Origin of the sequence: Panacibacter microcysteis (assembly GCF_015831355.1) — a bacterium.
In the GTDB taxonomy this organism is placed as follows: Bacteria; Bacteroidota; Bacteroidia; order Chitinophagales; family Chitinophagaceae; genus Panacibacter; species Panacibacter microcysteis.
Map to the genome: position 1 here is coordinate 208,217 of NZ_JADWYR010000002.1, position 22,337 is coordinate 230,553.

Annotated in this window: 20 protein-coding genes; 17 read left to right on the forward strand and 3 right to left on the reverse strand. The window is 42.2% G+C overall.

All coding sequences use genetic code 11. From position 1 onward, the window contains the following. Positions 1–8: 8 nt before the first annotated feature. The 3 genes from I5907_RS21800 to I5907_RS12860 form a co-directional block, all read right to left on the reverse strand. Positions 9–257 carry an Ada metal-binding domain-containing protein gene (locus tag I5907_RS21800; RefSeq protein ID WP_196991221.1) on the reverse strand — a complete coding sequence of 83 codons (249 nt, stop codon included), beginning with the start codon at positions 255–257 and terminating at the stop codon, positions 9–11. Further along, the gene (locus I5907_RS12855) at positions 257–1,105 is read right to left on the reverse strand and encodes a methylated-DNA--[protein]-cysteine S-methyltransferase (protein WP_196991222.1); all 849 of its coding nucleotides are present in this window, start codon (positions 1,103–1,105) and stop codon (positions 257–259) included. The genes I5907_RS21800 and I5907_RS12855 overlap by 1 nt, the downstream gene beginning before the upstream one ends. 169 nt (positions 1,106–1,274) lie before the next feature. Next, the gene (locus I5907_RS12860; protein WP_196991223.1) at positions 1,275–3,530 is read right to left on the reverse strand and encodes an FUSC family protein; all 2,256 of its coding nucleotides are present in this window, start codon (positions 3,528–3,530) and stop codon (positions 1,275–1,277) included. 262 nt (positions 3,531–3,792) lie between these two features. Between I5907_RS12860 and metK the strand changes: the two genes are divergently transcribed. The 17 genes from metK (at position 3,793) to I5907_RS12945 (ending at position 22,190) form a co-directional block, all read left to right on the forward strand. Continuing rightward, a complete protein-coding gene (gene metK, locus I5907_RS12865; RefSeq protein ID WP_196991224.1) occupies positions 3,793–5,046 on the forward strand; it encodes a methionine adenosyltransferase in 1,254 nt (417 codons plus the stop codon). 893 nt (positions 5,047–5,939) lie between these two features. Beyond that, positions 5,940–6,566, forward strand: a complete 627-nt coding sequence (locus I5907_RS12870; RefSeq protein WP_196991225.1) for a polysaccharide biosynthesis/export family protein — start codon at positions 5,940–5,942, stop codon at positions 6,564–6,566. A gap of 1 nt (position 6,567) precedes the next feature. Continuing rightward, a complete protein-coding gene (locus I5907_RS12875) occupies positions 6,568–8,985 on the forward strand; it encodes a GumC family protein (RefSeq protein WP_196991226.1) in 2,418 nt (805 codons plus the stop codon). 70 nt (positions 8,986–9,055) lie between these two features. Then, entirely contained in the window at positions 9,056–9,574 is a 519-nt protein-coding gene (locus tag I5907_RS12880) for a UpxY family transcription antiterminator (RefSeq protein WP_196991227.1), read from the forward strand. Positions 9,575–9,671: 97 nt separating this feature from the next. Beyond that, the gene (locus tag I5907_RS12885; protein ID WP_196991228.1) at positions 9,672–10,679 is read left to right on the forward strand and encodes a Gfo/Idh/MocA family protein; all 1,008 of its coding nucleotides are present in this window, start codon (positions 9,672–9,674) and stop codon (positions 10,677–10,679) included. A 34-nt stretch (positions 10,680–10,713) separates the two neighbouring features. Continuing rightward, on the forward strand, positions 10,714–11,418 hold the full coding sequence (locus I5907_RS12890) for an acylneuraminate cytidylyltransferase family protein (RefSeq protein ID WP_196991229.1): 705 nt from the start codon (positions 10,714–10,716) through the stop codon (positions 11,416–11,418). Then, positions 11,411–12,208 carry an SDR family oxidoreductase gene (locus I5907_RS12895; protein ID WP_196991230.1) on the forward strand — a complete coding sequence of 266 codons (798 nt, stop codon included), beginning with the start codon at positions 11,411–11,413 and terminating at the stop codon, positions 12,206–12,208. The genes I5907_RS12890 and I5907_RS12895 overlap by 8 nt, the downstream gene beginning before the upstream one ends. Before the next feature lie 141 nt (positions 12,209–12,349). Beyond that, complete coding sequence (locus I5907_RS21690) at positions 12,350–12,994, forward strand: acyltransferase (protein ID WP_231402099.1); 645 nt, start codon at positions 12,350–12,352, stop codon at positions 12,992–12,994. Between the two features lie 5 nt (positions 12,995–12,999). Further along, positions 13,000–14,022: a glycosyltransferase family 17 protein gene (locus I5907_RS12905; RefSeq protein ID WP_196991231.1), complete on the forward strand. Its 1,023-nt coding sequence runs from the start codon at positions 13,000–13,002 to the stop codon at positions 14,020–14,022. Beyond that, positions 14,003–15,046, forward strand: coding sequence for an N-acetylneuraminate synthase family protein (locus I5907_RS12910; RefSeq protein ID WP_196991232.1), 1,044 nt, complete (start codon positions 14,003–14,005; stop codon positions 15,044–15,046). Before I5907_RS12905 ends, I5907_RS12910 begins: the two co-directional genes overlap by 20 nt. A 24-nt stretch (positions 15,047–15,070) precedes the next feature. Beyond that, positions 15,071–15,967 (forward strand): FkbM family methyltransferase, encoded by an 897-nt coding sequence (locus I5907_RS12915; protein ID WP_196991233.1) that lies wholly within the window; start codon positions 15,071–15,073, stop codon positions 15,965–15,967. 4 nt (positions 15,968–15,971) lie between these two features. After that, positions 15,972–17,090 (forward strand): UDP-N-acetylglucosamine 2-epimerase, encoded by a 1,119-nt coding sequence (gene neuC, locus I5907_RS12920; protein WP_196991234.1) that lies wholly within the window; start codon positions 15,972–15,974, stop codon positions 17,088–17,090. Between the two features lie 208 nt (positions 17,091–17,298). Beyond that, positions 17,299–18,120, forward strand: coding sequence for a glycosyltransferase family 2 protein (locus I5907_RS12925; RefSeq protein WP_196991235.1), 822 nt, complete (start codon positions 17,299–17,301; stop codon positions 18,118–18,120). Beyond that, complete coding sequence (locus I5907_RS12930; protein WP_196991236.1) at positions 18,121–19,317, forward strand: glycosyltransferase family 4 protein; 1,197 nt, start codon at positions 18,121–18,123, stop codon at positions 19,315–19,317. A 7-nt stretch (positions 19,318–19,324) separates the two neighbouring features. After that, on the forward strand, positions 19,325–20,395 hold the full coding sequence (locus I5907_RS12935; protein ID WP_196991237.1) for a glycosyltransferase family 4 protein: 1,071 nt from the start codon (positions 19,325–19,327) through the stop codon (positions 20,393–20,395). A 28-nt stretch (positions 20,396–20,423) separates the two neighbouring features. Beyond that, positions 20,424–21,320, forward strand: coding sequence for an FkbM family methyltransferase (locus I5907_RS12940; protein ID WP_196991238.1), 897 nt, complete (start codon positions 20,424–20,426; stop codon positions 21,318–21,320). 6 nt (positions 21,321–21,326) lie between these two features. Further along, positions 21,327–22,190: an ABC transporter permease gene (locus I5907_RS12945; RefSeq protein WP_196991239.1), complete on the forward strand. Its 864-nt coding sequence runs from the start codon at positions 21,327–21,329 to the stop codon at positions 22,188–22,190. Positions 22,191–22,337 lie beyond the last annotated feature (147 nt).

Sequence of the window (22,337 nt, forward strand, 5' to 3'; positions counted from 1 at the left end):
TTGTATGTTTATAATTTACACGAAAATTTCCATTCCTTATATTCTTTTCTCATGCAATGTGCGCAAGGCCGGTAACCGTTTTGCAGCGCTTCTTCTGCCGACTTAAAAAATACACGGTTTTCTTTGTTCATTTTTTTGCCGGACCTGCATGAAAGTTTTCCGTAAATATATAATTGTTTATTCCCCGCGCAGGCGATATCCCTGTTTTTAATCAGGCTTCGCAATTGTAGTGGACTAATGCCGGTGTGGTGCAGCATTAGTTGTTGTTTGTGTTTGTTCTTGCTGCCTCCCAACCTATGATTGCTGCTTTTCTTGTGGGCCCCCACATGTAGCCGCCAATACTGCCGCCGGATTGTATTACACGGTGACAAGGAATAAGATAAGCTACAGGGTTACTGCCTATTGCAGTGCCTACGGCTCTTGCTGCGGCAGGCTTTTCAACCTGCTGTGCAATTGCGCCATAAGTGGAAAGTTGACCCATTGGAATTTTCAGCAAAGCTTCCCAAACCTTTAGTTGAAAAGGTGTGCCTTTCAGGTGTAGCTTTATTTCATGCAGCCGGCTCCAGTCTTGTGTAAAAATGTACAGGGCGTTTTGCTGAAAGAGGTCTGTCATCTGTTTGAATACTGCATTTGGGAATTGTGCCCGCAACAAACTCAATGCTTCGCGTTCATCATGTATAAATGCAGTATAACAAATGCCCCTGGCTGTTGATGCTATGAGTATATTGCCAAAAAGCGTTTCCGCATAACTGTAATTTATTCCAAGGTTTTCGCCGCCGTTTTTGAATTCGCCCGGCGTCATGCCTTCAATATTGATGAATAGGTCGTGCAACCTTCCGGTACCAGACAGGCCAGTTTCAAAAGCTGCATCAGATAAGGTTGCCTGTTGCTGTCGAAGGATGTCTTTGGCGTATTCAATACTCAGATACTGCAGAAATTTTTTCGGGCTTACGCCGGCCCATGCTGTGAACATTCGTTGAAAATGATGCGGACTTAAATGAATATGGGCGGCAACATCTTCCAGTTCGGGCTGTTCTTTAAAATGTTGCCTGATGTATGCAATGGCTTCGGCTATCCTGCTGTAATTGATATTATGCGGTTGCATAGTAAAAGTTTATTACACGAAAGTAACAGCCTGCTTAACGAAGATAAACCCGAAACTTGCGGTTTTTTTCTGCTGTATGTTACACGCGCAGTTGCCGAAAAAGGTTATACAGTACAAGAGTGCGACGCAACAGGCGATGCCACATATACTGCTGCCTGGCCCATCATCATTATTCCTTTACCAGCTGTGCCGCGGTCTTTTTTATATCTGCCGTAATGTTGATGATAAAATTGAACTGGTCTGCTATTGATTTATATTCTGACAATGCTTTTTTGGTACTGCTTTCGAGTATACCATTTTGCAGCTCCTGTTTTCTTGTTTTCAATAACTCATCAAGCCTTTGCTGCACTTTGTTTTCTGTAAGTGTTGTTGTAGCCGGCAGCGGTTGATGCTGCTGTATGGTTTGCGCGGCATTATCGAGCGTTGATACCGTGGTATTGATGATAGGTACAAAATCTGCTGAGACATACTTTTCTGCGAGCGGTTTTACATAGTAGGAAAGTGTGGCAATATGCGAGGTGAGCATATGATTCTGCACAACAAACTGGTGTACCAGTTTGATGTTTTTTCTTTTGCTTTTTGGTTCAGAAAGCATGCGGGTAAACGCATCTGAAAGATTAGCCAATGCAACAAAGGCATTCTTGCGGCTTACTTTATAACTGGTAACGGTTACAGGCTCGCCGATGAACGCCACTGCTATGTCTTTAAAATAATTCCTGTTGCTTTCGATAACCTGGCTCATATAGCTGCCAATTTGTTCCTGCTCCCAGGCAGGCAGCAATAAAAGGTTTGCGATAAAAGCGATAGCAGAACCGATTACGGTATCTATTATGCGGTCCGCTATTACCGTTTCAAAATTTGCTTTGTTGAGTATGTGAAACAGCAATAGTATGTATGGCGTCATAAAAATCACGCTGATCATATAGTGGGTTCTCAAGAGACTATATGTGCCGATCATCAGCAGCAGCATGATCACAAAAAGCACATTGTTGTCCTTGATAAAATACAACATCAGCATACCAGCAATTGCGCCAAGTACAGTACCAATAAGCCTTTCGTAGTTTCTTTTACGTGTAAGGCTGTAAGCCGGTTTTAAAATAACTATGATGGTAAGCAGTATCCAGTAACTGTGGCCAAGTGGAAAAAGCAATGATACAATATACCCCGCAAGTGTAGCAATGCTTATTCGTATGGCATGCCTGAATGTATTGGATGTTAATGTAAGGTTGTCTTTTAAGATCTTTACATCAATGGGCTGGTGAGAGATGAATTTGTCATAATCCCCGCTTGTTTTGCTCTTGCTTACAAACTCTTTATCGTAAGTTGTGTAGAGGTGCAGTGTATGAATTCTTGCAGCAATATCTTCAATGCTGTTAAATATGTGCCGCAGGCTTATAAAACCATCTACGTTATCAGCGGTCCTGTTTGCATCACGAAAGTCATTAAAATAGCGCCTGGTATTGTTTAACTGCTTCGATAGTTCGCCTGTTTCTGCAGAAGCGTTGCCGCTTTTTACAGCAATACCAATCTCATCCAGTTCATCGGTCAGTGAGATGATCAACTGACGGTAGTGTTCCAGTATTTCACTGTTATTAAATGCATCGTGCAACGCTTTATAATCCTGGTAAGAAGTCATGGCTCTCTCAAAAAGATCCACGATATCTGTAAACAGCATCAGCAGCGTTCTGCTGGTAGTAGTTGATTCTCTCGTAACGTTCCGGCTCTTAAAAAGCAGTTCCCTTACAAGGTTTTGTTTTTCATGCACCGCAACCTGTTGCTCCAGCATTTGCTGGTATGTTTTGTCATAGTCCACTTCTTTCTCATAGAACGAAGCCCTTGCGCGCAGGTAATCGGCTGTGGCCATTATACAATCTCCCAGTGCCTGCTGTACCAGTTTATACGGCCTGAAACTGTAAAGCAGCAGGCTAAGCAACATATACCATATAGCACCGGAAAGTATATATAGTGTATTAAGCAATACATCCCATCCCTGGTGCTGCCTGTTGATGCTTAGTACCATTACCAGCAAGGCCGATACACCTACAGCGTTTGCCCGGCTGCCATATACACCAATCATCGAGAATACAAAACAGGAGAGAAGCAGCAGAGCACCAAGCATAAAGTGATCCGCGGAGGCAAAGGCGGTAAGAAATGAAATAATGGTATTAATGATCAGGCATGCAAACATGCCATTCCTCCGGTGGTGTATCGGCCCGGGCGTGTCAGCAATACTTACGCTCAATGCACCCAGCGAAACAACTACACCCACAGACAGCAGCTCAAAATAGCTCAGCAACAGCGCCGGCAAAACGATCCCTGCAGTTATGCGCACACCTTCACTCAGGTAATGGCTGTTGATAAAACTTTTGTACTCCTTAATGTAATCCATCGTTATGACGTCTGCAGGCAAAGATATTGCCTGCATAAACAGCGGTGGTATTATGTTATAAAAGATGCAGGTATGTCTTTACACGCAAAGTATAAAGCAGCATATTTGTGTGTTACCGGCTGCGGGTTTCATGGCATCGCCTGTTGCGTCGCACTCTTCAGCTTTATATTTTCAAATCGGCTGCCCGCCGCGGTTACAAGCAGTCTTTGACCGGCATTTTTCAAAAAAAATCCACAGGCTGTTAAATGAGATAAAAGAATAATTCATACCCCTATCTTTGCAACCTGAAAAAAAGATTATGCCTTATTTATTTACCTCAGAAAGCGTGTCAGAAGGCCACCCTGATAAAGTGGCCGACCAAATATCAGACGCTTTAATAGATAATTTTTTAGCATTTGATGCCAACAGTAAAGTAGCGTGTGAAACATTGGTAACAACCGGCCAGGTTGTATTGGCAGGCGAAGTAAAAAGTAAAGCCTATCTCGATGTGCAGGAAATAGCACGTGGTGTAATTCGCAAAATCGGCTACACCAAAAGCGAGTATATGTTCGAAGCCAACAGTTGCGGTATCTTATCTGCTATTCATGAGCAGTCTGCAGATATCAACCAGGGTGTAGATCGTAAGACTAAAGAAGAGCAGGGTGCCGGCGACCAGGGTATGATGTTTGGCTATGCTACCAACGAAACAGAAGATTACATGCCGCTGGCACTGGACCTGGCCCATAAAATATTACAGGAACTGGCAGCGCTTCGCCGGGAAAATAACGAGATCAAATACCTGCGTCCTGATGCTAAAAGCCAGGTAACGCTGGAGTATGACGACAACAATAAACCACTCAGGATAGATGCAATTGTTGTTTCAACACAGCACGACGATTTTGACAGTGAGGAAAAGATGCTGAAGAAAATTAAAAAAGATATCGTAAATATTCTTATTCCAAGGGTACAGGCAAAATATACAAAATATGCGCACCTTTTTGGGTCAAAGATTAAGTATCACATTAACCCCACCGGCAAGTTTGTCATCGGCGGTCCCCATGGCGATACCGGGTTAACAGGGCGTAAGATTATCGTGGATACTTATGGCGGCAAAGGAGCACATGGCGGTGGTGCATTCAGCGGTAAAGATCCGTCTAAGGTTGACCGCAGTGCTGCATACGCTACAAGGCACATTGCTAAAAATCTTGTTGCAGCCGGTGTTTGCGAAGAAGCACTGGTACAGGTTTCTTACGCAATTGGAGTTGCTGAGCCAATGGGTCTGTATGTGAATACCTATGGAACAGCGAAAATAGATATGACTGATGGGGAGATAGCAAAGATAGTTTCTGCCATTTTTGACATGCGGCCTTATTTTATAGAGCAGCGCCTGAAATTACGTAATCCCATCTACAGCGAAACTGCTGCATACGGCCACATGGGTCGCAAACCTGAAATCGTTGAAAAAGAGTTTCGTTCTCCGGAAGGAAAAGTTGTAAAAAAGAAAGTTGAATTGTTTACCTGGGAAAAACTTGACTACGTAGGAAAAGTAAAAAAAGCTTTTGCTATTAAATAGTAGCTCGATTGGATAAAATTAAAAAAGATCACTGCTTAAAACAGTGATCTTTTTTTTAAACAAACCGCAAAGGCGGGTTGCAATAAATTTTTAAAACGCAGTAATAAATCAGTTTTTACAGATTACATAGTAGCGGGTGCTATTGTCCGTACCTGCTGTAAACAACTCCTTAAGCCTGTTTGAATTCTTAATAAGCTTATGACTTCGATTATCAAAAACTTCATTATTTGCACAAAAAGTGTTGCAGGATTCGATATACGGAAGAATTTTTTTCACTACTTCGATCTCGTTGTCCACTCTCTCTTTAGAATAATGTTTGTCTTTAACCGCTAATAACAACTCTCTTTCCATTTTCTTTTTTCTTAGTGTAAAATTATCAATAAAGGGGTTGGCTGATGATATACAAAATGCTAAAATTCGTTTGCTACAGTTTCACTGTGCATCCCTTGCCAGGTACTCATTTTGTGAAGAAAATGCCAACATCTATGCCAGCATAAGTTCTTATCGCTTAATTGTTAATTAAAATATCACGATATATAACGTGCAATAGTCTTTTTATTGTGCAGGAACATTTAATCTCTAATAATTTCAGCATTTTGTACGTTCTTGAGATTCACAAGAAAAATTGATTATCAGCTTAGTTAAAAGCTTGTTATTACAAATTATTTTATAAGTTTGACAAACGAGGCATTCCGGTACACGCATTTAAAACGGACAATCTTAGACGTGTGTTCCATTTTGTTTAAGGGTAATGAATTATGAGAAAAGACCGAATCAGCATAACAGCACCTTGTTATGTACTATACTTATGTATTTGCTTTTTTGCAACCTCCTGTATAAGTAACAAGAATGTTATCTATTTCAACAACCTCCCGGATACTACGCGGATACAATTGGAAAAGCTACAATTTCCACTAAAAACGGTGCAGGTAAATGATGTTGTGGAAATAACCGTTGGCGGCGAAAACGAAGAGACTGCGCGATACATTCAGTCTTATTTTACGGGTCAACCTTCCTTAAAGGTCCTGGTAGACATTAACGGAAATATCGAACTGCCAAAAGTTGGCAAATTGCATGTGGCCAATTTATCTGTTGAGCAGCTAAAAGATACAGTTGCAAATGCCTATAAGGAATTTTTATTAAATCCGATTGTGCAGGTTAAACTTGCGGGTTTTCATTTTGCTGTGCTTGGTGAGGTTAAAACACCCGGCGTTTTCGATATTGAAGCAGATAAAATTACGTTGCTTGAAGCACTGGGAAGGGCAGGAGATATGACGCCTTATTCAGAAAGAGAGAAGATAAAAATTATACGTGAAGTAAATGGTGAGCGGGAAGTCTTAACCATCAACATGACAGATAAGGCCATCCTCAATTCACCTGACTATTACATACATCGCTACGATATTATTTATGTAACGCCGAAAGAAATAAAGCAGATAAATGATAATATCCAGCGCATCACGCCTTACTTAAGTATTGTATCCAGTCTTATTGCAATAACCGTATTATTGACCAGATAAAATGAGCTACCCCGATATAGATAATGAAAATGGTGGAATGGTTGCGCAGTCGAGTGTTCAATTCGACATCAAAAAGTTTGTTTACAAATTGATTGGTTTCCTGCCATGGATCATTATATCCGTGCTTATTGCTTATACTGTAGCAAAACTTTACCTGCGTTATACACCCCAGATGCACAGGGTAGCGGCCTTTTTGCTTATCAAAGACAATGAAGAATCATCACCGGATTATAATGTACTGCGGGAACTGGGGGTTATTACCAGCAGTAAGGAAATCCAAAACCAGATCGACATCCTGCAGTCATATGAATTGTCTGAAAATGTGGTAGACTCGTTAAACCTGCAGGTTAAGCTGTACACTGTTGGTCGTATCGCATCCCTGCCATTGTATGGTAAAAACAGCCCTTTATGGATCAACAACAAACGAGAGGACTCCGTGCATTTCAAGCCTTCCACTTACCAGGTTTTCCTGGAGCCTGACAGTGTTGTTCTGATCGCCGGCGCAGAGCGTAAGGCTTATCATTATGGGGATACTGTTACTTTTTCCGGTAAGAATACATGGTTCACCAGGAATACAGCAATGAAAGCTGACGACAATGGTTACAATCTCGTAATTGAAGACCGGCATGCCGTAACAGTTGCACTGCGCGGTGGCATTTCCATAACCAAAGCCCATGACCCGGGCGGTATCGTTGAAATTGCATTACAGGATCAGTCAGCGCTGCGTGCAAAAGATATTGTCAACAAACTGATTGAGACCTTCAACACTGCCGGTGTAAACGATAAAAACCAGGTTGGTATAAAAACGCGTAAATTTCTTGCAGATCGCGTAGACACCGTTGCCTCAGAGCTCGACCAACTGGAAAAATATGCGGAAACGTTTAAGAAAAGTAACCAGATCAATGATGTAAGTACCATCGGTAACGAATACCTGGGTGAAGCGATGAAATACGATGGAGAACTGGCTGAGCAAATGGCAAAAATGAAGCTGCTGGAGTCACTCGAACAATTTATCAAAAGCTCCAAAAGTTATACTGACATAATTCCTTCCGACTATGGTATTTCCGATGCTACGCTGGCAAGTTTGATCCAAACACATAATGCAGATATCCTTACCTATCAGCAGCAAAGTAAAATCAGCACTACCAAAGATCCTTTGATGGATCGCCTCAAAAACAAAATAAGCGATGATAAGCAGAACCTGCTTAAAAACCTGGAAAGTATTAAACAGGGTTTCGATGTAAACTACAGCCAGATCAACGCCCGCAAAAATAATTTTGATGCGTTGCTTTACGGTCTTCCGGCAAAGGAGCGTGAATACCTGAAGTTAAAAAGACAGATTGGGGTAAAAGAACAACTGTACCTCTACCTGCTGCAAAGAAAGGAAGAGATAGAGTTGTCGCTCAACTCTACAATCAATAACACAAGAATTGTAGATGCTGCCTTCGACCAGGGCATTATTTCTCCCAAGAGCGAACAGATTGTAATGTTCTCTTTGCTGGTTGGAGTAATTGTGCCGATTGTTATTATGTTACTGCTCGATTTCTTTGACAATAAACTGGCAGACCGTAAAGAAATTGAAGACAAAACAAAAGTGCCTATAATCGGTGAGCTGTCTTTCAACAGCAGTATCAAGAACAAAGTGATTCATACAAAAAGCCGCTCGAGTATGGCCGAGCAATTCAGGCTTATAGGCACAAATCTTCGTTACATTGCTGCCAATAAAGAATCAAAAACCATTCTTGTAACCTCATTTATGAGTGGCGAGGGCAAAAGCTTTGTCTCAACAAATCTTGCAGGAAGTCTCTCAAGTGGCAACAACAAAGTGCTGCTTATAGAGCTTGACCTCCGTAAACCAAAGCTTTCCAAATATCTGGGCATTCAGCCAAAATATGGTATCACAGATTACCTTGTTGGCTCGCAGGGTTTGCAACAGGTGATCTCGAAAGTAGACGAGTTTAGCAACGTGGATATCATTACCAGCGGCCCTGTGCCGCCAAACCCCAGTGAAATGCTGATGATGCCTAAACTTGATCAGTTGTTTGAATACGCACGCCAGCATTACCAGTACATTATTATCGATTCTTCGCCGGTAGGCCTTGTGGCCGATGCTTTCCTTAGTGGAAAACATGCTGACGTAACCCTCTTTATCTTACGGCACAGGTACTCACATAAAACAACCTTAACGTATGTCGACAGGTTGTTTGCAGAACGAAAGCTCAATAATCTAAATATAGTCGTAAATGGTATTAAGGAACAAAAAGGTGTTGGATATACCTACGGCTACGGCTATGGTTATGGATATGGCTACGGCTACGGATATGGCTACGGCTATAAGTACGGATCAGGTTATTATGCAGATGATGAGAAGCCAAAAGGTTTTTTCAAAAGGTTGTTTTCCTCAGGAAATAAAAAGTAACCTTTTACACTATTTTTCAATAAAGATGAGCGATTCACCGCTGTGAGTCACCTGGCGAAGCTTTGCAAATATGGACGAAAACACAGAAAAGTGGTTTGCTATCTACACCAAACCACGCAGCGAAAAAAAAGTGAATGCCACGCTATTACTAAAAGGAATACATAGCTGGTGCCCGGTACAAAAAATAGAAAGACAATGGAGCGACAGGAAAAAGATCATCGAAGAACCACTCTTTAAATCTTATGTGTTTGTGTGTATAAAACCCGATGAAAAACTGGCTGTGCTTCAAACATCAGGCGTATTAAATTTTGTACACCACATCGGCAAACCTGCCATTATAAGAAACGAAGAAATCGAGCTGATAAAATCTTTCCTGCTCGAGAAAGATGCCAAAATTCAAATCCAGAATATGGCCGGTTTTAAAGAAGACGATAAGGTGGTAATAAAACATGGTATTTTCATGGACAATGTGGGTACCGTTGTAAAAGCAAGTTCCAAAAAATTGTATGTGCGGCTGGAGAGTCTCGATCAGTTAATGGTTGTGGAGTTTCCTGTAAACTATGCCGGCCACTATTTTCCACATGGTTAACATTTATGAGCCCGGCTCCATCTTTTCATAGCATCACCTGTTGCGTCGCACTCTTCAACTGCAACAATACTATTCAGCACGGGTACAACAACATTACATGCATGTACTGGTTATAGGTTTGGGTTCTATCGGTAAAAGGCATGCTGCAAACATTCAGCAGCTTGGGCATACTATATATATCGTAAGCTCAAAAGATAAAATGCCTGAAGCATTCGGAGAAGTCGTGCATTTTCAATCGCCTGGGCAGGCATTGCTTGCTCAGCAATACGATGCTGCACTCATTTGCACACCTACAACAAATCATGATACTGCTTTAATCAGTTTACTGCAACGAAAAGTGCCACTTATTTATGTTGAAAAGCCGTTAAGTCATTCATTGGAAAATACAGGCGAGATCAGGAGACTGGCCAACAGCTATAACAACAAACTGGTGGTTGGCTTCGATTTGCATTTCGATCCCGGCATGATTTATTTAAAGGAACAATTGGCTGCCCACGTTATCGGTAAAGTTGTTTCGGTAAATGCATTTGTTGGTCAGCACCTGGCACAATGGCGGCCGTATGAAGATTACAGAAACGGTATGAGTGCGAAGGTTGCAACAGGTGGAGGTGTACTGCTCGATCTTATTCATGAGTTTGAATACCTGTACCGTTTGTTTGGAAGAGTAACACGTATAGCAGCCAATATTACCAATACCGGCACACTGCAGATAGAAACAGAAGAATCAGCAGATGTATTGCTTTCATTCGAGAGCGGTGTAAGCGCCGTTGTACATCTCGATTACCTGCAGCCTGTTTTAAAAAGATATTGCATTATAACCGGAACAAAAGGAACCATTACGTGGAACCTTGCAGACAAAACAGTAGACGTTGTTTCCAATGGGGCAGCACCGGTAATATTTTCTTATAAAGATTTTGACCGTAATGATCGTTTTGTAGATGCCATGCGTTCTTTTCTCAGCAATAAGCACGATGAACGTTTTGCTACGTTGGATGATGGCATTGCAAGCCTGGATATTGTGCTGCGCGCAAAAGCCGCAGCCGGTTACACTGTGGCGAAAAGCGATAAGAACGTACAAGTGAGTGACACAACAGCTGCTCAATAGTAGCAATGCAGCTTACTCAATAAAAACCTTCTGAATGTTTATACTTGGTACAATATGTTGCAGGGGCGGTAGCAAAGGAGTGCCTGGCAAAAATATTAAACTGCTAAATGGTAAGCCCCTGGTTACTTACACCATTGAAGCTGCACAACGTAGTGTATTGCTCAACGATACCATTGTATCAACAGATAGTATTGATATAGGTAATGTGGCCACAGCAAATGGTATTAAAACTGTCATAGAAAGACCCGCGGCGCTGGCATCAGACACGGCCTCGAAGTGGCCCGTTTTTATTCACGCGCTTGAAACATACGAAGCAAAAAATAACTGTACCGTAGATTACCTTGTAGATATGGACGTAACGGTGCCGCTAAAAACGGCTGCCGATATTGATGGTGCTATCCAGCTTGCATTGCAGGATGATACAACCGATGTGGTGATTACTGCTTATGAGCCCGAACGCAACCCATATTTCAACATGATGGAACTTGATGAGCAAGGCTACGCACAAATTGTAAAAAAGTCGGCCAAGCCAATCGTGCGAAGGCAGGATGCACCGGAAGTTTACAGCCTTTGCCCCGCAGCATACGTGGTAAAGAAAGCAGCACTCTATCAATATGAGCACTGGAGCAAGGCAACCTGCAAACTATTTATCATGCCACGCAACCGCGCAATAGATATTGATACGGCATTTGATTTTTCACTGGTAGAATTTATCATGCAACAACAACACAATGGCTAAAGCGTTATTTGACCTTACAGGCAGAACCGCAATTGTAACAGGCGGAGCAGGCCTGCTTGCTGCAGAACATGCAAAAGCATTGGCAAACTATGGTGCCAATGTGGTATTGGCCGATATTAACCTGGAAAAATGCCGGCAGGCAGCAGAGACATTAAAACCGGAGCACGCAAACATTACCGCTATGCGCTGCGATGTAACATCACCCGAAAGCTGGAAGCAGTTACTCGCTGATGTGTTACAGGCATTCCGTACTGTTGACATACTTGTAAACAATGCTGGCTTTACCAACCAGAGCCGCAGCGCAAACTATGATGCCACCTTCGAAAACTTCCCGCTGGAAGACTGGAATGCCATTATGAACGTAAACCTTAACGGAACTTTTTTGGGCTGCCAGGTAATCGGTAAACAAATGTTGCAGCAGGGTAAAGGCAGCATTATAAACATGGCGTCGTTATATGGCGTGGTAAGCCCTAATCACAATATTTATCCCGGCACCGGCATTACACAGCCTGTAGCCTATTCGGTAAGCAAGCATGGCGTTGTTGGTCTTACAAAATATGTGGCAACACTTTGGGCATCTAAAGGTGTACGTGTAAACGCACTTACACCCGGCGGTATTTTCAATGATCATAAAGGCTTGTTCCTTGAGCGTTTTGGGCAATTAAACCCAATAGGCCGCATGAGCGATAAGTCTGAGTTACAGGGTGCCATTGTTTACCTTGCCAGTGATGCAAGCAGCCATGTGGTGGGCCATAACATGATTGTAGATGGCGGCTGGACTGCATGGTAAAATAATGTTACGGGCTTTATGTTCTTTGGGCATCGTCCCTTGTGTCACTCACTTGTACGTTCTGCTCTCTATGCAACAACGATACTTCGTTTGTTATGTTTATCAAACTCTGGTGGCCGCAAAACAATTGCAATTTTTACTATGAGTTTGTTGGGCAAACAATACCGCAAATGGAAAGCATCTCCCAATCAATGGTATAACTTCAGGCAATTGGTGTTCTGTTATCTTTTTAGGCCGGCTAAAAAGTTTATCGCTTCAACAGTGTCATTTACAAACAAAGGAACATTTAATAGTGATGAAGCTTTTTACTTTGGTGTACTTACCAATAACATTGCTTCATCTGTAAAAGATCATGGCGTGTTGCGCATCAATAAAAATGGTTCAATGACCTGTGGTAAAAATGTAAGAATAGCCAGCGGATGTAAAGTTTATGCAGATGGTCAACTGCAAATTGGTGACAACACTTACATTAATTCTAATAGTTTGATTTTTGCTTCCCAATCAGTAAAAATTGGTAACGACTGCGCTATTGCCTGGAACTGCCAGATAATGGATTGCGATTTTCATACACTTCAAAAAAACGGTCACGACCAGCCAATGACAGCACCGGTTGTAATTGGAAATAAAGTTTGGATTGGAGCCAATTCTATCATTCTCAAAGGTGTTACAATAGGCAACAATGTGGTAATTGCAGCAGGCTCTGTTGTTACAAAAAATATCCCGGCCAATGCACTGGCGGGCGGTGTACCTGCGAAAATTATTGAACAACATATAAACTGGCATTAGCCAATATGAAAATTGTAGATTCCTTTTTGTTCAGTGAGCCCTATGAGAAAGAGTTGTTGTTGCTCAAGTTTATATTGGAAGACAGCGGTGTGGATGAATGGATCATTCTGGAAAACTCATATAGCTTCCAGGGCAGTTATATTGGCCTGAGTGCCCGTAAAATTATTGATGGTGATGAACGGTTTGCACCGTTCCGTTCCCGCATTACTTTTATAGAAAAAGAAGTAGCAACCAAACCACTTGAGAAACACAAGATCAATGATGAAGACAGTTATAAAGTGGAATTCTGGCAGCGCGATCTTGCACATGATTATTTTGTTGAAAAATATAATGATGAAGACTGGATTTTTATTTCTGATGTGGATGAAATGATCGACTTCACAGATCCGCAACGCAAAAAGGAACTATCTCAAAAAATCACGGCCAGCAAAGAACAGGTATTGTTCATTCCGGTGAAGCGCTTCTGGTACGATTTCGACAATGAATACAAGGTGTTACTGTGGCGCCCTTTATGCAGCAAAAGTCATCTTGCTGTTTCCGGGAAAAAATTGCATGAAGTCCGTGTAGATAGTTTCAGATACCGTGGCAGGCCATGGAATAATGTTATCGGTTTCGAATATTCCAGTTGCTATGATAAAGCATTTGTACTAAGGAAGTTTTATACCAGTACACATACCGGCTTTACAGCCAACGACATGTTGCAATCCTTACGTTGCAACCACAGACCAGTACACGAGGTGGCCAGCCTTAAACCGGAAAACGATGACAAATATTTTTTTGAGCAGGTAAAGCTTACCGAAAGCAATGCTCCGTTATACGTAAGAACCAACCTGCAAAAACTTAAGACCAATATTATTGATCCACAGTATAAAAAGAATCGCAGAACAGATTACCCGGAGTTATTTAGCTTAAAACACACGCTGGATAAAAAAAGGAAAAATCTAAAAACCTGGTTTCGTAAAAAGCAGGTTTTTTTACTGCGCAAACTAAAACTTGAAAAATTATTGTATGGCTCATCCGCACATTGAGATAGCAGGCAGAAAAATAGGGTACGATTTTGAACCACTGGTAATAGCCGAGATTGGTATCAATCATGAAGGATCTTTACAGGTAGCCAAAGAAATGGTTGATGCCGCACATGCTGCCGGCGCGGAAATGGTTAAACACCAGACGCATATTGTAGAAGACGAGATGAGCAGCGCGGCAAAAAATACCATACCCGGCAATTCCAAAGTAAGCATATACGAAGTAATGCGCCGTTGTGCATTGAATGAAGCAGACGAACTCGCGTTAAAAAATTACGTAGAAAGCAAAGGAATGATCTTCATCAGTACACCTTTTAGCCGTGCGGCAGCAGACCGGCTGCACAGCTTCAATGTGCCTGCTTATAAAATTGGCAGCGGGGAATGTAACAATTACCCGTTGCTTGAGCATATCGCAGGTTTTGGTAAGCCGGTTATTCTCAGTACAGGCATGAATACGATTGAAAGCGTAAGCAAAGCGGTAGACATCTTTAGTAAAAAGAATGTTCCGTACGCTTTGTTGCATACCACCAATTTGTATCCCACACCCGATCACCTGGTAAGGCTTGGTGCAATGACGGAACTTGCGCAAAACTTCCCTGGTGCTGTAGTGGGCCTCAGCGATCATACCTCAACAAACCATGCGTGTTTTGGCGCAGTGGCTTTGGGCGCTTCCATACTGGAAAGACATTTTACCGATACCATGGATCGCCCCGGCCCTGATATCATCTGTTCCATGGATGTAAAGGCCTGCAAAGAACTGATCGAAGGCAGTAAAATCATCGCCTTGCAAAGAGGCGGTCATAAAGGCCCGGCCAGGGAAGAACAGGTGACCATCGATTTTGCCTTCGCAACCATCTGTTCTATCAGGCCCATTGCAAAAGGTGAAACCCTTACAAAAGAAAACATATGGGTAAAAAGACCGGGCAAGGGCGGTATTCCTGCTGAAAAATACAATGAGGTGATTGGTAAAACCGCTGCAAAAGATATTGCCACAGATGTGCAGTTAACCGAAGAAGATATCCTGTAACATCCGCTTTAAACAACCTCCATCATGTCAAACAAAAGACCGTTCGATCTTCGCGTTGCAGACTTTCTTTTGCGAAGGCTAAAGCTGTACAAAGACAAAAGAAACAATGCCATTGCCATTGCAAAATGGAATCATTTGTTTGCAGGCAAAGATTATTTTCTTCACCAGCCAGCCGGTGGTCCTGCAATGCGTTTGTACAAAGACAGCATCTTATCCAAATACATTTACAACGGATTTGAACAAGCCGAACTCACTTTTGTGCAAAAGGTTTTAAAGCCTGGCGATACTTTTTTTGATATCGGCTCAAACATGGGTTTCTTCGCTTTGTATGCGGCACAGATCACCGGTGCAAACGGAAAAGTTTACGCTTTTGAACCTACACCTGTCATTTATAAAAGACTTACAGAAAACATTTCCGAAAACAATTTCAGCAATGTGCAGGCAGAAAATATAGGTTTGTCTGATGCCAAAGGCTTTTTAAAACTTTTTATTGCCGAAGCCGGAAAAGACGGCTGGAACAGTTTTGCAAAAGAAAAGGAAGGCCAGCAATCAATCGAAGTACCTGTTAATACGCTCGATCATTATGTTGAAAGTAATAATGTTGACACGGCTAAAATCCGCTTTATAAAGATTGATGTGGAAGGTTGGGAAATTCCTGTGGTGAGAGGTGCACTTAAAACAATCAATGCGCACGACGATATTATTTTGATGATGGAGTTTACAGAATCTAATTCCAAAGCTGCAGGCTACAACATTGGCGACCTGTACGATATTATTGAACAACAGGGCTTCAAATGGTATGTATTTGATGAAGCGCAGAACAAACTTTTGCACGACCCCAAAAGAAACTCTTACCCTTACAATAACCTGTTTGCCGTAAAAAATATTGACAAAGTTAATGCGGCGCTTACGCACTCATAGCTACATGAAAAAAATTGTGTTTCTTACAGGTACACGGGCAGACTTTGGCAAACTGAAATCGCTGATCGAAATCCTTATCCAGTCAGGGTTATACGAGGTACATATTTTTGCCACCGGTATGCATATGGATGCCAAATATGGCTATACCGTTCATGAAATTGAAAAATGTGGTTACGCCAATATTTATAAGTTCATCAACCACGACAGTGAATCGATGATGGACATCACTCTATCGAGAACCATCGAAGGTTTTGCTGGTTATACACGGTTGATAAAACCCGATCTCATTGTTATACACGGAGACAGGGTTGAAGCACTTGCCGGCGCAACCGTTGGTGCGCTCAATAATATCCTCGTCGCACATATTGAGGGCGGCGAGTTATCAGGAACGGTAGATGAGCTCATTCGCCATGCAGTATCCAAGCTAAGCCATACACATTTTGTTGCCAATGAGGAAGCAAGAAAACGTTTAATGCAGATGGGTGAAAAAGAAGACAGCATCTTCACCATCGGTTCTCCCGATATGGATGTCATGTTTTCAGGCCATCTTCCATCCTGGCAAGCAGTAAAATCTTATTACGACATACACTTCGACGATTTTGGTGTGGCCATGTTCCACCCTGTTACCACAGAGATCGATATTCTTGATCAGTATGCAGAAGATTATGTAAGCGCATTGGAAGCTTCAGGGCTAAACTATATTGCTATCTATCCCAACAATGACAAAGGTTCAGATATTATTTTATCACGCTTAATGCGTTTGCAGGGCAACAGTCATTTCAAACTTTTTCCATCTGCAAGGTTCGAGTATTTCCTGAGTATGCTGAAGAAAGCAAGATTTATTGTTGGTAATTCCAGTGCAGGCATACGAGAGGCACCATGCTACGGTATTCCCACAATAAACATTGGTACAAGACAAAACGGGCGAAGCAATGATCCTGATCTTATCAACACTTCTTACAACAGGCAGGATATTGAGCAGGCAATCACCAAAGCACTTACCCACACAGTACGCAAGAAACATTTGTTTGGCGATGGAAAAAGTGCAGAAAAATTTCTTGTTACACTAAACAGCGAAATGTTCTGGCATACCTCCAGGCAGAAAAGTTTTTATGACAGATAATTTTGTTATGAGCCCGGCTGCAGTACATGCATGTAACATCGTTGCGTCGCACTCTTCAGGGTTTGGTTCGCTGTGCAGCAACACGATACTGCATATGCAACCGGCGCGGTATGCAGTATCGTGTTGCCGAAATATTTACTGCCGTACAAGTGTGCGACGCAACAAAAGCTTCATACATATTCAACAGCCCGGTACATAATCTTTCTTTTTGTTACTATCAATCGTTATAAGAAACCTCAACGAAGCAGCAGCACTTAAAAGAACATTGCTTTCCGTTAAGCGGCAGCAGGTAGATTTTGCATACGAGGTAATTGTTGTAGATAATGAGTCTGATGATGATTCGGTTGAGATAGCAAATGATTTCAATTGTAAAGTTATTTCACTAAAGCGCAGTGAGTTTACGTTTGGCCACGCATTAAACTACGGCATACAGCATGCACAGGGCGCTTATGTGTTAATATTAAGTGCACACATTCTGTTGCTGAATGAATATTTTCTTAAGTCGCTGCCTGCTTATTTTGAACAAGTGCAGGTAGCCGGTTTGCGTTTTATAAATGCGGCTGATAATGCCGGTGCCGAAGCAGCGATTGAGTTTGGCCCGCAGGAAATAGCAGCAGGTAAAAATGTGCTGAATGAACATTGGCAGCACCTTACAATCAATCATTGTGCAGCCGTTAGAAAAAGTGCCTGGGAAAAGGTGCATTTTGATGCCACAATTTTTGCGGGCGAAGATAAAAAGTGGGCGCTTGATGTACTGAATGCGGGTTATAAGCTCTTGTATAATGTGCCTTGTTTCTATACATATAACCGCACACTCAGCCGGCAACAGAAAATAAAAAGACAGGCAATTGAAACAGCAGCAAAAGAATTGCTTACCGGCAAAAAAGAACAGCAGTTCAATGGAAGCCTGGTAGCAGTAACGCTGCGAAGAATTGGCAAAGAGTTTAGACGGTCTTATGCACAACTGCAGGTAAACAGCGCGGTGTATAAATCCATCAACGAGCTGAGAAAAAAACACTTTAACCGGTAGATGAAGATAGCATTCATCAGTTACGAATTTCCACCCGATACCGGTTTTGGCGGTATCGGAACATATACTTACCAGTTATCAATAGCACTGGCAGGAAGGGGCCATACGGTAGAAGTGTTTAGTTGCAGCAGGGAAGAAGACAAACTGAATATTGTTGTCGAAGCGCTTGTTACCGTACATAGGGTAAAAGCAGATAAGCGCAGTATTTTTGCAGAAAGGATTGTTGCAGTTTTTGCACAACGACATGCCATAACCGGGTTTGATATCATTGAGAGCCCCGAGTATTGTGCGGAAGGGTTGCAGGTAAGAAAGGCATTTCCAGCTATTCCAATGGTTGTAAAACTTCATACACCTTTATACCTTGTTAACAGGCTAAACAATGTACACAAGCCTGTATCATTCAAAAAGAAAGTAAAGCAACTGATCGGGAGAAGCAGTTATAATAAAAACGGCGATGCAGATTACCAGCTTGCTGCGGCAGCAGACGCCGTTTGTTCCCCCTCAAGATCTTTGGCTGACATTATATCCAAAGAATGGGGCATAAAGCATATAGATGTAGTGCCCAATTATTATCAGCCTTTGCCGGGTTTTTACAACATAACTGCAGCTGATGCGCGGAACAACATCGTGGCGTTTACCGGCAGGCTTGAAGTACGCAAAGGCATACTTTCTCTTTTAAGAGCTATACCCCTGGTGTTGAAAGCAAAGCCCGGTATTGTTTTCAGATTTATAGGCAGCAGCGGAGATGCACCGGGCGGCAATGGTTCAATGGAAGCATACATTCGGCAGCAATTGCCTGGTTTTTTGTCGCAACTGCAGTTTACGGGTTTTGTACACCGGGAAGATATGCCCGAAGCAGTGAAAGATGTAACCTTATTTGTTTTTCCAAGTGTGTGGGAAAACTTTCCATACGTATGCCTCGAGGCTATGAGCGCAGCAAAGGCAGTCGTAGCTTCAGATGCAGGCGGAATGAAAGAAATGCTCGAAGGCGAAAATGGCGGAAAGATTGTTGATGCAAAAGATCATAAGGCTCTTGCGCATGCTATTATTGGTCTGCTGAATAATGCAGGCGAAAGAGCGAGAATGGCTCAGCACAACCGTAAACGGGTGCAGGATTATTATGCATCCGCTGTGCTGAATACAGTGGAAGACTATTATCAAAAAGTTGTAAGCCTGCAACAAACAATAAAGCATTAAAAAGATTTTGCCGGCCAATATTCTATTATTACGTCATCCGCTCAGCCACATTGGTAAATACAGCGGGTATGAAAATTTTGTAGATCACCTGCAGGATGATACCCTACATTTTACCGATCATCATCGTACAAGAGCAGTAAGAAGAACAGATATAAAACGAAGGTTTTTTCTACGCCGCGCCGATAAAAAACTGGTAAACAAACCTGGTTTGTATTACAATGCATTCAGCTATATGGCCGAGATGGAAGCATTTAAAATAGCCAACGCGCAAAACGTAAAGCTTATTCACAATACTTTTCTTGAAGATAACCACGGTTTTCTTGGCAATCGTAAAACAGCAGGCGGTTTTAAGCTCGTAGCAACCGCGCATCAGCCATATAGCTGGTGGAAGTATACGCATAAGCCAACCACTGTTTTAGATCAGCTAGATGCATTGTTTGTATTGTCCAACGCAGAGGCCGCCTGTTTCGAAACTGCATTGCCCGGCCGCGTGCATGTGGTACGTCATGGTGTAAGTACAGATTTTTTTACTCTTTCGAAGCCTGTTACACAGCGAAAAAAAAGAATCCTTTTTGTAGGCAACTGGTTACGTGATACTGCATTTTTTGCAGAAGCAATAGAAACCCTGTTAAAGATTGATGCTTCCATTGCAGTGGATATTGTTTATCGTTCTTCAGCAGATGTAAATACAGATCCGGTTTTCAGGCTGTGTAAGTATCAGCAGGTTACCATGCATCAGCATATCAGTAATGAAGCACTGCGCGATTTGTATAACGATGCACGATTGCTCTTCTTACCGTTAACTGACGCCACAGCCAACAATGCCATACTGGAAGCGGCAGCATGCGGCGTACCTGTTGTTACCACAAACCTGCCATCGCTGAAAGAATACACAAACAGTCATTACGCATATTACTACAATGGCATGAAGGATTGCGTGGAATATATCATTCAAACAATCGATGATGAAGCAAGACTTTCTTTTATGTCCCGCGAAGCAAGAGTTTTCATGGAGCAGCAGTTTGCAGCGCCACTAATTGCGAAACAGCATATCGCACTATACAAAAGTTTTTTATAAATGCCGGCCGGCATCAAAACCCGCTACAATGGTCAATAGTATTTTACAGAAGGTAGCCAGGAAAATGGGTTACAAACTTGTTCCGCGTACAGAAAATACCGGGGAAGCGCAGCAAAAAATATTTGCCGCGTATGGTTTGCAAATTGACCCGGTAAAGTATGCATTCTGTTATAAAAATTATAAGCTGCTGCTGGCATTGCAGGATAAACTTGCTGCTACCATTGCATTCGACAAAGATGGTACACTCATGCTGTCTTTTCTCGGCATGCGGTTTAGCATTACTGCTGCAGACGAAATATTTATCATTTACGAGGTATTTGTAAAAGGTACTTACAACTATAGCAGCAGTGAAGATTTCATGCTTGTAGATATTGGAATGAACGTTGGTACAACCTGTCTTTACTTCAGCCGTATGGAGCGTTGTAAAGAGGTGGTTGCTTTTGAACCTTTTGAGAAAACCATTCTTGCGGCTAAACGCAATTACCATCTGAATGCTGAGGTAGCTTCAAAAATAACAATACACGGTGTTGGGCTTGGTTTTCCTGCACGTACATTGGAAGTAAAGTATGCCGCGCAGGAAAAAGGAAGTACAGGTATACACGGCGTTGCAGAGTATGTAAGCAATGCTGGTGCCACAGAAACGGCTACCTTACAGATTGCTGATGCGTATGAAGCCTTAAAACCGGTGATCGATAACAATACGATCAAAAAAGTAATCAAGATCGACTGCGAAGGCGCAGAGTACGAAATTCTCCGGCGCCTGCACCAAACAGGCAGCATCACTGCATTCGATGTTTATATGATCGAGTGGCATTTAAACGGGCCCGAAGAAATTGTTGGGCTGCTGGTGTCCTGCGGTTATCACGTGCATTCAGTAGATGAATATGAAAAACATATAGGTATGGTTTACGCCTATAAAAAGTAATATGCAATGAGTAAAGTTGTAACTGACAGTAACTGGACAGAGATAATAACACCGGGCAGTAAACTGTTCGACCTTCGGCTGCATGAAGTATGGCGTTACCGCGATTTAATCGTGTTGTTTGTAAAGCGCGATATGGCTGCTCAATACAGGCAAACAATACTGGGACCCGTATGGCACGTAATACAGCCGGTGCTCACGGCTTTTATGTTCTTCATTGTATTCAATAAAATAGCAGGTATAAAAACAGGCGATACACCACCTGCGATATTCTATTTATGCGGTATTGCAATATGGACATACTTTTCCTCCTGCCTTACCGCCACATCAAACACGTTTGTTGCCAATGCAGCCATCTTCGGTAAAGTATATTTTCCAAGGCTTGTTACGCCCATTTCAATAGTTCTTTCCAATCTTATCAAATTTGGTATACAGCTGGGTATTTTAATAGTTGTAATGCTTTGGTTTGCCGTTACTGATAATTATAAGATTAGTATTGGCATGCACACGTTATTATTGCCCGTCGTATTAATTGTAATGGCAGCGCTGGGCCTGGGCCTGGGCATCATCATATCATCGTTAACAACCAAGTACAGAGATTTAACAGTGCTTGTATCATTTGGGGTAAGTCTGCTAATGTATGTTACACCCGTTGCATATCCCATGTCATTCGTAGAAAATTCATCTTATAAGAAGCTCATACTTGCCAATCCATTGTCACCATTGGTGGAGACGTTCCGGTATGCAGTATTAGGCAAAGGTTCTTTTGATGAAACGCTTTTTAGCTATAGTTGCATTTTTACGGTCGTTACATTATTTGCAGGTATGGTTATATTCAGCAAGGTGGAAAAAACCTTTATGGATACAGTGTAAGAATACATGAATATGATGAGCCGGGCATTTGTGTTTTATGGCATCAACTGTTGCGTCGCACTCTTGTACAGCATCACAACAGGCAACTGCTCCGGGTGCATCAGCGCATGTAATCAGAAACGTCCGGAACATCAGCCAGGCTTACAG

Coding starts and splice junctions, on each gene's coding strand:
- I5907_RS12895 (WP_196991230.1), top strand. CDS start 11,411: ATGGCTAAAGCGTTATTTGACCTTACAGGCAGAACCGCAATTGTAACA.
- I5907_RS21800 (WP_196991221.1), bottom strand. CDS start 257: ATGCTGCACCACACCGGCATTAGTCCACTACAATTGCGAAGCCTGATT.
- I5907_RS12910 (WP_196991232.1), top strand. CDS start 14,003: ATGGCTCATCCGCACATTGAGATAGCAGGCAGAAAAATAGGGTACGAT.
- I5907_RS12860 (WP_196991223.1), bottom strand. CDS start 3,530: ATGCAGGCAATATCTTTGCCTGCAGACGTCATAACGATGGATTACATT.
- I5907_RS21690 (WP_231402099.1), top strand. CDS start 12,350: ATGAGTTTGTTGGGCAAACAATACCGCAAATGGAAAGCATCTCCCAAT.
- I5907_RS12880 (WP_196991227.1), top strand. CDS start 9,056: ATGGACGAAAACACAGAAAAGTGGTTTGCTATCTACACCAAACCACGC.
- I5907_RS12885 (WP_196991228.1), top strand. CDS start 9,672: ATGCATGTACTGGTTATAGGTTTGGGTTCTATCGGTAAAAGGCATGCT.
- I5907_RS12855 (WP_196991222.1), bottom strand. CDS start 1,105: ATGCAACCGCATAATATCAATTACAGCAGGATAGCCGAAGCCATTGCA.
- I5907_RS12905 (WP_196991231.1), top strand. CDS start 13,000: ATGAAAATTGTAGATTCCTTTTTGTTCAGTGAGCCCTATGAGAAAGAG.
- I5907_RS12945 (WP_196991239.1), top strand. CDS start 21,327: ATGAGTAAAGTTGTAACTGACAGTAACTGGACAGAGATAATAACACCG.
- I5907_RS12915 (WP_196991233.1), top strand. CDS start 15,071: ATGTCAAACAAAAGACCGTTCGATCTTCGCGTTGCAGACTTTCTTTTG.
- I5907_RS12940 (WP_196991238.1), top strand. CDS start 20,424: ATGGTCAATAGTATTTTACAGAAGGTAGCCAGGAAAATGGGTTACAAA.
- metK (WP_196991224.1), top strand. CDS start 3,793: ATGCCTTATTTATTTACCTCAGAAAGCGTGTCAGAAGGCCACCCTGAT.
- I5907_RS12890 (WP_196991229.1), top strand. CDS start 10,714: ATGTTTATACTTGGTACAATATGTTGCAGGGGCGGTAGCAAAGGAGTG.
- neuC (WP_196991234.1), top strand. CDS start 15,972: ATGAAAAAAATTGTGTTTCTTACAGGTACACGGGCAGACTTTGGCAAA.
- I5907_RS12930 (WP_196991236.1), top strand. CDS start 18,121: ATGAAGATAGCATTCATCAGTTACGAATTTCCACCCGATACCGGTTTT.
- I5907_RS12875 (WP_196991226.1), top strand. CDS start 6,568: ATGAGCTACCCCGATATAGATAATGAAAATGGTGGAATGGTTGCGCAG.